Genomic DNA, 14,839 nt, shown 5'->3' on the forward strand with positions numbered 1-14,839 from the left:
GGCAAGCGGAAGGACTCACTTCGTACGCCGTCCGTACGGGCGGTCGGCGCATGCGGTCAGGGCTGTGCTGTCCCTCCCTTCCCACCTTGACGTACGGGTGTCGAAAAGGGTTGCCCCGCCACCAGCCTCTACGAAGACTCCCCCCGGATGACCGACAGCACACCGTCGAGTTCGTCCGCCTTCACCAGGACGTCCCGGGCCTTGGAGCCCTCGCTCGGCCCCACGATGCCGCGCGACTCCATCAGGTCCATCAGCCGGCCGGCCTTCGCGAAGCCGACGCGCAGCTTGCGCTGGAGCATCGACGTGGAGCCGAACTGCGTCGAGACGACCAGCTCGACGGCCTGGCACAGCAGGTCGAGATCGTCGCCGATGTCCTCGTCGATCTCCTTCTTCTTCTGGGTGCCGACGACGACGTCCTCCCGGAAGACCGGCGCCATCTGGTCCTTGCAGTGCTGGACGACGGCGGTGATCTCCTCCTCGGTGACGAACGCGCCCTGGAGCCGGGTCGGCTTGTTGGCTCCCATCGGGAGGAACAGCCCGTCGCCCTTGCCGATGAGCTTCTCGGCGCCGGGCTGGTCGAGGATGACCCGGCTGTCGGCGAGGGAGGAGGTGGCGAACGCGAGCCGTGAGGGCACGTTCGCCTTGATCAGGCCGGTGACGACGTCCACGGACGGCCGCTGGGTGGCGAGCACCAGGTGGATGCCGGCGGCGCGGGCCAGCTGGGTGATGCGAACGATGGAGTCCTCGACGTCGCGCGGGGCGACCATCATGAGGTCCGCCAGCTCGTCGACGATCACCAGCAGATACGGGTAGGGCTGGAGCTCCCGCTCGCTGCCCTCGGGCAGCTTCACCTTGCCCTCGCGCACGGCGTGGTTGAAGTCGTCGATGTGGCGGAAACCGAACGCCGCGAGGTCGTCGTAGCGCAGGTCCATTTCGCGGACCACCCACTGGAGGGCTTCCGCGGCCCGCTTGGGGTTCGTGATGATCGGCGTGATCAGGTGCGGAATCCCCTCGTACGCGGTGAGCTCGACGCGCTTGGGGTCGACGAGGACCAGCCGGACCTCCTCCGGCGTGGCCCGCATCATGATCGAGGTGATCAGGCAGTTGATGCAGGACGACTTGCCGGAGCCGGTGGCGCCCGCGACCAGCACGTGCGGCATCTTCGCCAGGCTGTGCATGACGTAGCCGCCCTCGACGTCCTTGCCGAAGGCGACGAGCATCGGATCGGTGTCGTCGTCGCCGGCGAGCCGGAGCACGTCGCCGAGGTTGACCATCTCCCGGTCGGTGTTGGGGATCTCGATGCCGACGGCCGACTTCCCTGGGATCGGCGAGATGATCCGCACGTCGGGGCTGGCCACCGCGTAGGCGATGTTCTTGGCGAGCGCGGTGATGCGCTCGACCTTGACCGCGGTGCCGAGCTCGACCTCGTAGCGCGTCACCGTCGGGCCGCGGGTGAAGCCGGTGACGGCGGCGTCCACCTTGAACTCGGTGAAGACGGTCGTCAGCGAGTGGGCGATGGCGTCGTTGGCGGCGGTGCGCGCCTTGCCGGGGCCGCCGCGCTCCAGCAGGTCTATCGACGGCAGCGAGTAGGTGATGTCGCCGGAGAGCTGGAGCTGCTCCGCGCGGCGCGGCAGCCCTTCGACGGGTTCCGGCGCCGGCTTGGTGAGGTCGGCGAAGCCTCCCTGCGCCGCAGGCGCGTCCTCCTCCGGGCTCTCGCTCTTGCGGAGGCCCGCCTTCTTCCGCGCGGGCGGCACGGGCGCGGAACGGTCACCGGACGCGGCCGGCGCGTCGCCCGCGGAGGCGGCCGGCTCCTCGTCCTCGCCGGTTCCGGGGCGGCGCACGCCGCCGGTGACGCCCTGGCTGAGGTCGGCGACGACCGACGAGGGCGGCATGCCGTTCATGACGGCTCCGTCGAGGGCCGCGGCGGCTGCCGCCGCCACGTCCACCGGGTCCATGTGCCGGCCGAACCGGGGCTCCGAGGAGGACCTCCGGGGCTTCTTGCGCCGCGCCAGCGCCGCGGCCTCCGCCTCCTCGTGGTCGAAGACGCCCCCTGAGCCGCGCCGGGGCGGGCCGGCCCGGCCGCCCGCCCGGGCCGGCGCCGCGTCGCGCCACCCGTCGTCGTACGGTCCCTCGTCCTCGCCGTCGGCCTCCGCGAGCTCGGCCGCCTCCTCCTCCGTGGGCGCGATGACGCGCAGCCTGATCCCGAGCAGCCGCAGCCGCTGCGGGATGGCGTTGACGGGCGTCGCGGTGACGACGAGCAAACCGAAGATCGTCAGCAGCAGCAGGACGGGTACGGCGAGCGCCTCGCCCATCGAGAAGATCAGCGGCTCAGAGACCGCCCAGCCGATCAGCCCGCCGGCGTCCCGCATGGCCTGCGTGCCCGCGTCACGCCCCGGCGCGCCGCACGCGATGTGGACGAGCCCGAGCACGCCGAGCACCAGTGCGGACAGCCCGATCACGATGCGGCCGTTGGCCTCGGGCTTCTGCGGATAGAGAATGAGCCGGACGGCGATCGCGCCCAGCAGTATCGGCACGAGCAGGTCGAGCCGGCCGAAGGCGCCCGTGATGAGCATGGTGACCAGGTCGCCGACCGGGCCCTGGAGGTTCGACCAGGTGCCCGCGGCGACGATGAGGGCCAGCGCGAGCAGCAGCAGGCCGACGCCGTCCTTGCGGTGGGCCGGGTCGAGGCCCTTGGCGCCCCGCCCTATGCCGCGCATGGCGCCCCCGACGCTGTGCGCCGCGCCGAGCCAGACGGCCCGGGCCATGCGGTAGACGCCGCCGGTCGGGGACGGTGCCGGCCTCGGAGCCGGCCTGGCGGCCTTCTTGGCCGGGGCCCTTTTCGCGGGCGCCTTCTTGGCGGTCGTCTTCTTCGCCGGGCCGGACTTCTGCGTGGTCCTGCCGGTCGGCGGGGCCGCCGCCTTCTTCGCCGCTCCGGTCGTACGGCCGGAGCGCGCGGTGCCCGTCGCTCCCTGAGAACCCTTGCCGGACGTACGTGAGGCCATGGTGGTGAGGTTACCGGTGCCCGGCGCCGGGGACACGTGTGACCGCTGCTTCACCCGTTCGTGTCGATGCCGGGCGGGGCCGGGGCTGAGAGCCCGTCAAAGCCGTACGGACGTCATCAATTCCGCCCGTATCACTCCACGGTGCGGGACGCCCGGGCGGCGACGGAAGGGTCAGACCTGCGGCGGGAAGACCGGAGCCGTGCCCGCGGAGCCGGGGCCCAGCGCGTCCAGCGCCCTGCGCAGCGCCGTGAGTTTGCGCTCCAGGTGTGCGGCGGTGGCGACGGCCGACGCGTCCGCCGCGTCGTCGTCGAGCTGCTTGGACAGCGCCTCCGCCTGCTCCTCGACCGCCGCGAGCCGCGCGGACAGCTCCGCCAGCAGACCGGCGGGCTCCTTGGCCTCACCGGCGCCCGCGAGTTGCAGCCTCAGCAGCTCGGCCTGCTCCTTCAGCTGGCAGTTCTTCATGTACAGCTCGACGAAGACGGACACCTTCGCGCGCAGCACCCAGGGGTCGAACGGCTTGGAGATGTAGTCGACGGCGCCCGCCGCGTATCCCCGGAACGTGTGGTGGGGGCCGTGGTTGATGGCCGTGAGGAAAATGATCGGGATGTCCCGGGTGCGCTCGCGGCGCTTGATGTGCGCCGCGGTCTCGAACCCGTCCATCCCCGGCATCTGGACGTCCAGCAGGATGACCGCGAAATCATCCGTCAGAAGCGCCTTGAGTGCTTCCTCCCCTGACGATGCCCGCACCAGCGTCTGATCGAGCGCGGAGAGGATCGCCTCCAGCGCCAGCAGATTCTCCGGCCGGTCATCGACCAGGAGGATCTTGGCCTTCTGCACCATGGCCGCCCGCCCTCCTCGCCCCGGCGCCGACCGCGTCCCCTGCGCGGCGCCCGGTCCACGACCGCGCTCCCCGCCGGGCGACGTCATCCGCGCGCCGTCCGTCCTTGTGCCGGTCATGGTAGCCGCACCCCGCCCGTCGCCACACCCTGTCACCGTGATGTCACGGCCCACGAACGGATAACGCGGCACGGGCACGGAACGTTCCCGGCCCTTCTGTCACGGACACGGTGCCACATCGCCCCTACCACGGCCGGGGGCGCCCCCCGCGGGGCACCTCCCGGCCGTGCGGAGCGCTCAGTCCTCCCGCATGTAGTCCGCCATCATCGACAGCAGCTCGTCGGAGTCGACGGGCTTGGTCACATAGTCGGACGCGCCCGACTCGATGGCCTTCTCCCGGTCGCCCTTCATCGCCTTCGCGGTCAGGGCGATGATCGGCAGCCCCGCGAACTGCGGCATCCTGCGGATCGCCGTCGTCGTCTCGTAGCCGTCCATCTCCGGCATCATGATGTCCATCAGGACGACGGTGACGTCGTCGTGCTGCTCCAGCACCTCGATGCCCTCGCGGCCGTTCTCCGCGTACAGCACGGTGAGGCCGTGCGCCTCAAGGACGCTGGTGAGGGCGAAGACGTTGCGTACGTCGTCGTCCACGATCAGCACCTTCTCGGCGTTGAAGGAGACCGCGCGGCGCGGGGCCCCGGAGCTCTCCTCCGATTCCGCCTCGGCCGCCTCCTCCTCGGGGACGACGGCCGGCACCTGGCCCGCGTCCTCCGTGCGCGCCGTACCGCCCTCCGTGCGCGCCGTATCGCCGGCCGCCCCGCCGGGCGCCTCCTGCGGCTGCGCGCCACCGCCCGCGGGCAGTTCGGGCAGCCGCTCGGCCGTCTCGATCCCGGTGGGCGCCTCGGCCGCCGCCCGGCCCGCGGAGGCGGCGCGCGACGCCGAGTCCCGGCTCGCGCGGGCCGCCTGCGAGTAGCCCTGCGGGGGCAGTTCGCTCGGGTGCAGCGGGAGGTAGAGGGTGAACGTGGAGCCGCGGCCCGGCTCGCTCGCGGCGTGGATCTCACCGCCGAGCAGGCGGGCGATCTCCCGGCTGATGGACAGGCCCAGGCCGGTCCCGCCGTACTTGCGGCTCGTGGTCCCGTCCGCCTGCTTGAACGCCTCGAAGATCACCCGCATCTTGCTCGCGGCGATCCCGATGCCGGTGTCCGTGACGGAGAACGCGATCAGGTCGCCGTCCGCCTCGCGCAGCGAGCCCGCCTCGAGCAACTGCTCCCTGATCGCGATCGGCACGTCCGCGCCGGCCGGCCGGATCACCAGCTCGACGGCTCCGGTGTCGGTGAACTTCACGGCGTTCGACAGGAGGTTGCGCAGCACCTGGAGGAGCCGCTGCTCGTCCGTGTGCAGCGTCGCCGGCAGCTCGGGCGACACCCGCACGGAGAAGTCGAGGCCCTTCTCCGCGGTCAGCGGCCTGAACGTGGCCTCCACGTAGTCGACCAGCTGTACCAGCGCGATCCGCGTCGGGCTGACATCCATCTTGCCCGCCTCGACCTTCGACAGGTCGAGGATGTCGTTGATGAGCTGGAGCAGGTCGGAACCCGCGCCGTGGATGGTCTCCGCGAACTCGACCTGCTTCGGCGACAGGTTCGACTCGGCGTTGTCCGCGAGGAGTTTCGCCAGAATCAGCAGCGAGTTGAGCGGGGTGCGCAGCTCGTGCGACATGTTCGCGAGGAACTCCGACTTGTAGCGCATGGAGACCGCGAGCTGCTCCGCACGCTCCTCCAGCACCTGCCGCGCGTCCTCGATCTCGGTGTTCTTGAACTCGATGTCGCGGTTCTGGCGGGCCAGCAGCTCGGCCTTCTCCTCCAGTTCCGCGTTGGACGCCTGGAGCGCCTTCTGCCGGTTCTCCAGCTCCGCGGAGCGCTCCCGCAGCTGCTCCGTCAGCTCCTGCGACTGCTTCAGCAGCACCTCCGTCTTGGAGTTGACGCTGATGGTGTTCACGCTGGTCGCGATCATTTCGGCGATCTGCTTGAGGAAGTCCCGCTGGATCTGCGTGAAGGGCTGGAACGAGGCCAGCTCGATCACGCCGAGGACCTTTCCGTCGAACAGGACCGGCAGCACGATCACATGGGCCGGAGACGCCTCGCCGAGCCCGGAGGAGATCTTCAGGTAGCCCGGCGGGACGTTGACCTGGATGGTGCGCTTCTCCTCGGCCGCCGTGCCGATCAGCCCCTGGCCCGGCCGGAACGACGTGGGCATCGAGCCCGCCGAGTAGCCGTAGCTCCCGCGCAGGCAGAGCTCGAAGCTGCCCTCGCGCCCCGAGTCCGCGCCGAGTTCCGCCCCCGGCCCCGTCTGCATGGCGAGGAAGAACGCGCCGTGCTGGGCGGAGACCACCGGCGTCAGCTCGCTCATGATCAGCGACGCCACGTCGGCCAGGTCCCGACGTCCCTGCATGAGGCCCGAGATGCGAGCGAGGTTGCCCTTCAGCCAGTCCTGCTCCTCGTTGGCGATCGTGGTGTCCCGCAGGTTGGCGATCATCGTGTTGATGTAGTCCTGGAGATCGCCCATCTCGCCTGCGGCGTCGACATCGATCTTCACGCCGAGGTCGCCGCGGGTCACCGCCGTGGCCACGTTCGAGATGGCGCGCACCTGGCCGGTGAGGTTCCCGGCCATCTCGTTCACGGACTCGGTCAGGTCGCGCCACGTGCCGTCCACCGCCCGCACGCGCGCCTGGCCGCCCAGGATGCCCTCCGTGCCCACCTCGCGGGCCACGCGCGTGACCTCGTCGGCGAAGTTCGACAGCTGGTCGACCATGGTGTTGACGGTGTTCTTCAGCTCCTGGATCTCACCGCGCGCGTCGATGTCGATCTTCCGGGTCAGATCGCCCTTCGCGATGGCCGTCGTGACCGTCGCGATCTGGCGGACCTGCCCCGTCAGGTTGGACGCCATCAGGTTCACCGAGTCGGTAAGGTCCTTCCACGTGCCGGACACGCCCGGGACGCGCGCCTGGCCGCCCAGTTCGCCCTCGGTGCCGACCTGCCGGGCGACCCGCGTCACCTCGTCCGCGAACGACGACAGCGTCGTCACCATGGTGTTGACGGTGTCCGCGAGTTCGGCGACCTCGCCGCGCGCCTCGACCGTCACCTTCTTGGTCAGGTCTCCGTGCGCGACCGCGGACGACACCCGCGAGATGTTGCGCACCTGGCTGGTCAGGTTGTTCGCCATCGTGTTGACGTTGTCGCTGAGGTCCTTCCAGATGCCGACGACGCCACGCACCCGCGCCTGGCCGCCGAGGATGCCCTCGGTGCCGACCTCGCGCGCCACGCGGGTCACCTCGTCCGCGAAGTTCGACAGCTGGTCGACCATCGTGTTGACGGTGGTGACCAGGTCGAGGATCTCGCCCTTCGCGTCGACCGTGATCTTCTTCGACAGGTCGCCCATGGCGACCGCGGTGGTGACCTCGGCGATGTTGCGGACCTGCGACGTCAGGTTGTTCGCCATGAAGTTGACGGACTGCGTCAGGTCCTTCCACGTACCGGCGACGCCCTTGACCTCGGCCTGCCCGCCGAGCATGCCCTCGGTGCCCACCTCGCGGGCCACCCGCGTCACCTCGTCGGCGAAGCTGGAGAGCTGGTCGACCATCGTGTTCAGCGTCGACTTCAGCTCCAGGATCTCGCCCTTGGCGTCCACGCTGATCTTCTGCGAGAGGTCACCTCGCGCGACCGCCGTGGCGACCTGGGCGATCGAGCGGACCTGGTCCGTCAGATTGCCGGCCATGCCGTTCACGGAGTCCGTCAGGTCCCGCCAGACACCGGCCACGCCCGGCACCTGCGCCTGGCCGCCCAGCCTGCCGTCCGTACCCACCTCGCGGGCGACGCGGGTCACCTGGTCGGCGAAGGCGGAGAGCTGGTCGACCATCGTGTTGATGGTGTTCTTCAGTTCGAGGATCTCGCCCTTGGCGTCGACCTCGACCTTCTTGGACAGGTCGCCGCGCGCGACGGCCGTCGTCACCTGGGCGATGTTGCGGACCTGGTTCGTGAGGTTGTTGGCCATGAAGTTGACGGAGTCCGTCAGCTCCTTCCACGTACCGGAGACACCCGGTACGCGGGCCTGGCCGCCGAGGCGCCCCTCGGAGCCGACGTCCCGGGACATCCGGGTCACCTGGTCCGCGAAGCTCGACAGCTGCGCCACCATCGTGTTGACGGTGTTCTTCAGCTCCAGCATCTCGCCCGCGACCTCGACCTTGACCTTCTGCGACAGGTCGCCGTTGGCGACCGCCGTGGTCACCTGCGCGATGTCGCGGACCTGGCCCGTGAGGTTGCGGAACGCGTTGTTCACCGAGTCGGTGAGGTCCTTCCAGGTGCCGGCCGCGCCGGGCACGTGCGCCTGGCCGCCGAGCCGGCCCTCCGCGCCGACCTCCCGCGCGACGCGGGTCACCTCGGAGCCGAACGACTGGAGCTGGTCCACCATCGTGTTGACGGTGTTCTTGAGCTCCAGCATCTCCCCGGCGACCTCGACTTCGACCTTCTGCGACAGATCGCCGCTGGCCACCGCCGTCGTCACCTGCGCGATGTCACGCACCTGCGTGGTCAGGTTCCTGAAGACCGTGTTGACGGAGTCCGTCAGGTCCTTCCACGTGCCGGCCGCGCCGGGCACCTGGGCCTGGCCGCCCAGCAGGCCCTTCGCGCCGACCTCGCTCGCCACGCGCGTGACCTCGTCCGCGAACGTGCGCAGCGTCTCGGTCATCTGGTTGATCGTGTCGGCGAGCCGCGCGACCTCGCCGCGTGCGCTGACCGTGACCTTCCGCGACAGGTCGCCGTTGGCGACGGCCGTCGTGACCGAGGCGATCCCCCGCACCTGGCTGGTCAGGTTCGTCGCCATCGTGTTGACGGAGTCGGTCAAGTCCTTCCAGACGCCCGCGACCCCGGCGACCTCAGCCTGGCCGCCCAGCTCACCCTCGGTACCGACCTCGCGCGCCACGCGGGTCACCTCGGAGGAGAACGACGACAGCTGGTCGACCATCGTGTTGACGGTGTTCTTCAGCTGGAGCATCTCGCCGGCCACATGCACCGTGACCTTGCGCGACAGGTCGCCCTTCGCGACAGCGGTCGTCACCAGAGCGATGTCCCGCACCTGCGCGGTCAGCCGGTACGCCATGGTGTTGACGGAATCCGTCAGGTCCTTCCAGGACCCCGACATGCCCCGCACCTTCGCCTGGCCGCCGAGCTTGCCCTCCGTACCGACCTCAAGCGCGACCCGCGTCACCTCGTCCGTGAACGCGGACAGCTGGTCGACGAGGTTGTTGACGGTACGGGCCACCTTCAGGAACTCGCCGCGCAGCGGCCTCTCGGCAACCGCGCCCTGGGCGCCCTCCCCCGGCGAACGCAGGTCCATCCGCTGCGACAGATCGCCCTCGGCCACGGCCGACAGCACCCGGCCCACCTCGGACACCGGCCGCGCCAGATCGTCCACGAGCGCGTTGGCCGCGTCGATCGCGGAGGCCCAGGAGCCCTCACAGGTGCCGGTCTCCAGGCGTTCCGTGAGTTTTCCCTCACGGCCGACCACCCTGCGTACCCGCGCGACCTCACCCGTCAGGTGGAGATGGCGGTCGGCGACCTCGTTGAAGAGGGCGGCGATCTCCGCCATCGTGTCGTCGCCGGTCACGGTCAGGCGTTTGCGGAAGTTGCCGTCCCGCATCGCGACCAGCCCCGTCAGCAGTCTGTTCAGGGCCGCCGAGTCCACCTCGGTCGTCCCGCCGCTCCGGGATCGTCCGCCTTTCGCGCGCGATCGCTCGCCGCGCGCCGCCACGCCAGACTCCACCGCGTGTCCCTCCCAAGGGGGGTCGACCGTACTGTCCGGTCTTTCACCGGAAGCCTGCCCAGTGTTTCACCCTGCTCGAACCAGGTGATAACAGTTCGGCAGCTTCCTCCAGCGTCGCATCCTCCTCGAAGGACGTAATCAGACCGACCGGTATCCACCGGGACAGCGAAGGTAAGTAACCTGGCATGCGGCTGTCCACCCGTCCCGGTCGCCCGGCAAGGGGCGGTGTGACCGACGTACTACACCGGGCACCGGGAGGGGCGGGGCCGTTCCATGGCGGAGCCGGGCGTGGAAACGCTAACGAGGAGTTCTGTGATCACCGCGCGGGCGGCTGCCACCTTCGACCCCGAGGGACGGTCCGTCGCGGCGGCCCGGGCCTTCGTCCGCGACACGCTCCAGGGCTGGGGCTGTTCCGACGTCGTCGACGACGCCGTGGTCCTGACCAGCGAACTCGTCACGAACGCCATCATCCACGCGGGCACAGCCGCCGACGTGCGCTGCCTGCGGACCGCGGACGGCGTACGGGTGGAGGTCGCGGACCGCTACCCCGAGCGCGAAGTGCCCGTCCAGGCCACCGGCCAGTCCTTCGGCAACCTCGACAGCGAGCACGGCAGGGGCCTGCTCCTGTGCGCCGCCCTGGCCTCTCGCTGGGGCGTCGAGTACACGCCCTCGTTCAAGCAGGTCTGGTTCCAGCTCGACATGCCCGAGCGGCCCGTCGGCATGCGCTCGGCGGGCCCCGCCCTGCCGACGGCACTGCTGCCCGTCGCCGAGGACGACCGCGTGCGGGTCGCGGTGATCCAGGTCGACCAGAACGCCGCGGTGGCGGCCTGGAACGAGGACGCGACGGCTCTGTTCGGCTACCCGCCCGAGCAGACCGTGGGCAAGCCCCTCACGGACTTCGCGGCCTGGCCCGGGGGCCCCCCCGCCCGGCGGGGCGGGGGGGGGGCGCCGCCGCCGCCCCCCCCGCGGCGGCGCGCCCCCCCCCGCGGGCGCGGCCCCCGCCCCCCCGCCCCCGGCGGGGGGGGCCCCCCCCCCCCCGCCGGCGCCGGCGCGCCCGGCGCCGGCGGGGACGCTGCGGGGGGGCCGCGGAGGCCCTCCAGCTCTCCCGCTGGGAGGGCAGCTACGGCATCCGGGGCGCCGACGGCAGAGTCGTCCCCGTATACGCGTCGCACCTGCGCGTACGCGACACGCGCGGTGAGCCGTCCACGGTGTGCCTGCTCGTCCGGGACAGCGAGCGCGCGGTGATCCAGGCCCCGCCGCGCCAGTCCAAGGAGAACAACGGCGAGAACCGGAGCGCGGACCCGTTCGAGGTGTTCATCGGCTCCCCCGCCCCCGACGACCTCGACGGCCTCCTCCAGCGCACCGTGGAGCGCTCGCGCGACATGCTCGACGGGGACGCCGCCTTCCTCCTCCTCGCGACCGACGACGAGACCGAGCTGGAGGTGCGGGCCACCACCGGCCTGCCGTCCGCCCGCCAGCGCTTCGCACGCGTCCCCGTCGAGGCGGGCACGGGCCGTTACGGCTCCGCACGGCTGCCGGCCGTCCACGACGACCTCAGCGCGGTGCCCGGCGCCGTCCCGCTCCTGACCGGCACCGGCATGCGCTCGGTGGTCACGGTCCCGCTGAAGGTCGAAGGCCGTCTCACGGGCTCACTCGGCGTCGCCGCCGAGGCCCCCGGGCGCTACTCGAACGAACAGGCCCTGAGACTTCAGTTCGCGGCGGACCGGATCGCCCTGGCCGTCGAGTCGGCGCGCCTCGGCGAGCTGGAGCGCCTGCGGCGCGGTTCACTGTCGTTCCTGGTCGAGGCGTCCGACCTGCTCGCGGGCACCCTGGACCGCGACCAGACCCTCGCGCTGATGGCGCAGATGACCGTCCCCACCCTCGCCACCTGGTGCGCGGTCTACACGATCGCCGACCAGTCCTCCGAGCCCGAGCTGTCGTTCGTCCTGCACGAGGACGAGGAGCGCATCGACGGCCTGAAGTCGCTCCTGTCCAAGATCAGCCCGCCGGAGCCGGTGCCCGCGCCCGGCGCCAGGATCTGGACGGCCCCGGCCGACGCCGCGCACCAGTCCGCGCTGCGTACGTCCATGCGGGAGCTCACCAGCGGCTCCGCCGCACCGGGCTCGGGGGTGGGCCCCGCGCTCGCGACGGCGGCGGCCGTCGGCGGCGAGACGGTCGTCCTGCCCCTGGTGGCGCGCAACCGCGTCATCGGCATGCTGACGCTCGGCAAGCCGTCCGACGACCACTTCCGCCAGGAGATCCTGGAGCTCGCGGAGGACCTCTCCCGCCGGGCCGCCCTGGCGCTCGACAACGCGCGCCTGTACTCGGAGCGCACGGCGATCAGCCAGTCCCTCCAGCGCAGCCTGCTGCCCCCGGAGCTGCCGATCGTCCCGGGCGTCGAGGTCGAGGTCATCTACCGCGCCGCGGGCGAGGGCAACGAGGTGGGCGGCGACTTCTACGACCTGTTCCCGATCAAGGACGGGAACTACGGCTTCGCCATCGGGGACGTCTGCGGCACGGGCCCGGAGGCCGCCGCCGTGACGGGCCTCGCCCGGCACGCGCTGCGCCTCCTCGCCCGCGAGGGGCTCGGCGGCCCCGCGGTGCTGGAGCGCCTCAACGCGGCCATCCTGGACGAGGGCCCCCGCAGCCGGTTCCTGACGCTCCTGTACGGCGAACTGCGGCCGCAGGACGACGGCAGCGCCCGGCTGAAGATGGTCTGCGCCGGCCATCCGCTGCCGCTGCGCCTGCGCCCGGACGGCTCGGTCGAGCCCGCCGCCGAACCGCAGACCCTGCTGGGTGTGATGGACGACCTGGACCTGTACGAACAGACCGTCACGCTCGACCCGGGCGACGTCCTGCTGTGTGTCACCGACGGTGTCACGGAGCGCCGCGAAGGCACCCGGATGCTGGGCGACGACGGCCTCGCCGAGGTCCTGGCCACGTGTACGGGTCTGACGGCCGGCGCGGTCGCGGCCCGCATCCTGCGCGCGGTGGAACGGTTCGCCGCGGCGCCCGCCTCGGACGACATGGCGATCCTCGCGCTGCGCGTCCCGCACCCGCATCCCTAGCCGAGCCCGGGAGCCGGACCGCACGCCACGCGGAGGCCGCGCGCGCACCGCCCGTACGTCTCCCGAGCCGTGCTCAGTCGCCCCGGGCCGCGTCATACGCCTCGCGGGCGCGGAAGACGTCTTCGAGACTGCTCTCGGCCCAGCGCGCCAGCGCCCACACCTGCGCGGCGGCCTGCTCGCCCAGTGCGGTCAGCGAGTAGTCGACGTGTGGCGGGATGACCGGCTTGGCGTCGCGGTGGACGAAGCCGTCCCGCTCCAGGGTCTGAAGCGTCTGCGCGAGCATCTTCTCGCTGACCCCCGAGACCTCGCGGCGCAGTTCACTGAACCGGAAGGACCGCTCGCGCAACACGGCCAGCACCAGCACACCCCATCGGCTGGTCACATGCTCCAGCACGAGACGTGACGGGCACCCCGCCCGGTTCACGTCCGGCGGGCGGTGACCCGGCGGGGGCTTGTGGTCCGCGAGGTAGCGGCCCACCTCTGACTTCGCACTCACGCTCACACCAGTACCTTACTTCGAAGTGGGTACTTACGAAATAACCTGTACCCCACCTACGGTGAGTTGTGGGGCGCTTCGGCGCCTCCGCCCGGGCGCTCTGGTCCGGGCGGCGTCCCGAACGGAGAGAAGCAACTCGATGAGCATCGTGATCACCGGAGCGACAGGACAGCTCGGGCGGCTGGTCGTCGCCGATCTGCTGGCGGCCGGGGTACCGGCGGACGGCGTCACGGCGGTGGCCCGTTCCAAGGAGAAGGCCGAGGACCTGGCGGCGGCCGGCGTACGGGTGCACATCGCCGACTACGACGACCCGGCGTCGTTCGCGGACGCGTTCCGGGCCGGGGACCGGGTTCTGCTGATCTCCGGCACGGACATCGGTCGGCGCGCGGCACAGCACGCCGTCGTGATCGACGCGGCGAAGGCCGCGGGCGTGGCGCAGCTCGCCTATACCGGTGTGTTCGGCGGTCCCGAGGCGGATTTCCTGCTTGCCGCGGACCACCGGGAGACGGAGCAGCTGATCCTGGACTCGGGGCTGCCGTACACGTTCCTGCGGAACAACTGGTATACGGACGCCCCGTCGTTCACAGCGGATCTCGCGGGCATCCTGGAGCGCGGCACGGTCGTGAGCAGTACGTCGCCGGGTGCGCGCATCGCGACGGCGCCGCGCACGGACTACGCGGAGGCGGCGGCACGCGTGCTCCGCGAGGACGGCCATCTCGGCAAGGCGTACGAGCTGAGCGGCGACGTGGCGTGGACGCTGGACGAGTTCGCCGGCGAGGTGTCACGCCAGTCGGGGCAGAGCATCGTGCACCGTTCTCTGACGCCCGCCGAGCACAAGGCGGTTCTCACAGGCGCGGGCCTCCCGGAGGAGCTGGCGGACGTCCTGGTGGATGTGGACGCGGCGATCAGCCGTGGCCTGCTCGCGGGCACGCCGGGCGACCTGTCGCGGCTGCTGGGCCGGCCGGCGACGCCGTTGGCGGACTCGATCCGCGGGGCACTGGCCGAGCTGGACGCGAAGTGAGCCGCTGATCGGCGGGACGTAGCGACGCGTACCCGCGCATGCCCGCACATACAAGGAAGGCCCCCCCCGACGGGGGGGGCCTTCCTTCATTCGGAGCCCCAATACGGAATCGAACCGTAGACCTTCTCCTTACCATGGAGACGCTCTGCCGACTGAGCTATTGGGGCGCAGCGACAGATAAAAGCATACCCGACCTGCGGCCGCCGCAGAACCAGTTCAATGGGTCTGGATATATGGGTCTGGATATGCGGAAAGGGCCTGCACACCGTGCAGACCCTTCCCACATACTCAACAATTGTTCGGCGGCGTCCTACTCTCCCACAGGGTCCCCCCTGCAGTACCATCGGCGCAGTAAGGCTTAGCTTCCGGGTTCGGAATGTAACCGGGCGTTTCCCCCACGCTATAACCACCGAAACACTATGAAACAATCAAACAACCAGCAATAGCTGTTCGTGGTTTCAGAACCAACACAGTGGACGCGAGCTCCCTTCCGGATAGAAAAAGAATATCCGAAAAGGGCCCAATATGGACAAGCCCTCGGCCTATTAGTACCGGTCAACTCCACCAGTCACCTGGCTTCCATCTCCGGCCTATCAACCCA

At 70.8% G+C, this 14,839-nt stretch carries 6 protein-coding genes, 1 tRNA gene, 1 rRNA gene and 1 pseudogene; 3 read left to right on the plus strand and 6 right to left on the minus strand.

The features are described 5' to 3' along the window. Positions 1-128: 128 nt before the first annotated feature. The 3 genes from LCE31_RS03415 to LCE31_RS03425 form a co-directional block, all read right to left on the minus strand. A complete protein-coding gene (locus LCE31_RS03415) occupies positions 129-3,002 on the minus strand; it encodes a DNA translocase FtsK (RefSeq protein WP_225012440.1) in 2,874 nt (957 codons plus the stop codon). A 171-nt stretch (positions 3,003-3,173) separates the two neighbouring features. After that, positions 3,174-3,842, minus strand: a complete 669-nt coding sequence (locus LCE31_RS03420; protein ID WP_225012441.1) for a response regulator — start codon at positions 3,840-3,842, stop codon at positions 3,174-3,176. Between the two features lie 294 nt (positions 3,843-4,136). Continuing rightward, on the minus strand, positions 4,137-9,653 hold the full coding sequence (locus LCE31_RS03425) for a HAMP domain-containing protein (RefSeq protein ID WP_225012442.1): 5,517 nt from the start codon (positions 9,651-9,653) through the stop codon (positions 4,137-4,139). 273 nt (positions 9,654-9,926) lie between these two features. Here LCE31_RS03425 and LCE31_RS03430 point away from each other — a divergent pair. Together LCE31_RS03430 and LCE31_RS03435 are read left to right on the plus strand one after the other, a co-directional pair. Then, positions 9,927-10,574, plus strand: a pseudogene (locus tag LCE31_RS03430) (ATP-binding protein); the annotation flags it as partial. A gap of 287 nt (positions 10,575-10,861) precedes the next feature. Next, on the plus strand, positions 10,862-12,721 hold the full coding sequence (locus LCE31_RS03435) for a SpoIIE family protein phosphatase (RefSeq protein WP_374118388.1): 1,860 nt from the start codon (positions 10,862-10,864) through the stop codon (positions 12,719-12,721). 73 nt (positions 12,722-12,794) lie between these two features. Here LCE31_RS03435 and LCE31_RS03440 read toward each other — a convergent pair whose 3' ends face one another. Beyond that, on the minus strand, positions 12,795-13,199 hold the full coding sequence (locus LCE31_RS03440) for a winged helix-turn-helix transcriptional regulator (protein WP_225012446.1): 405 nt from the start codon (positions 13,197-13,199) through the stop codon (positions 12,795-12,797). A gap of 157 nt (positions 13,200-13,356) precedes the next feature. Here LCE31_RS03440 and LCE31_RS03445 point away from each other — a divergent pair, with 157 nt between their 5' ends. Then, positions 13,357-14,238: an SDR family oxidoreductase gene (locus LCE31_RS03445; RefSeq protein WP_225012443.1), complete on the plus strand. Its 882-nt coding sequence runs from the start codon at positions 13,357-13,359 to the stop codon at positions 14,236-14,238. Positions 14,239-14,332: 94 nt separating this feature from the next. Here LCE31_RS03445 and LCE31_RS03450 read toward each other — a convergent pair. Beyond that, positions 14,333-14,405, minus strand: a tRNA-Thr gene (locus LCE31_RS03450). A gap of 130 nt (positions 14,406-14,535) precedes the next feature. Beyond that, positions 14,536-14,652: ribosomal RNA gene (rrf, locus tag LCE31_RS03455) — 5S ribosomal RNA — on the minus strand. Between the last annotated feature and the right edge of the window lie 187 nt (positions 14,653-14,839).

It is taken from the genome of Streptomyces sp. 8L, from assembly GCF_020176795.1.
Taxonomy (GTDB): Bacteria; Actinomycetota; Actinomycetes; order Streptomycetales; family Streptomycetaceae; genus Streptomyces.

Excerpts from the sequence above, each read along its gene's own strand:
- LCE31_RS03415 (WP_225012440.1), bottom strand. The coding sequence starts at position 3,002 with ATGGCCTCACGTACGTCCGGCAAGGGTTCTCAGGGAGCGACGGGCACC.
- LCE31_RS03420 (WP_225012441.1), bottom strand. The coding sequence starts at position 3,842 with ATGGTGCAGAAGGCCAAGATCCTCCTGGTCGATGACCGGCCGGAGAAT.
- LCE31_RS03445 (WP_225012443.1), top strand. The coding sequence starts at position 13,357 with ATGAGCATCGTGATCACCGGAGCGACAGGACAGCTCGGGCGGCTGGTC.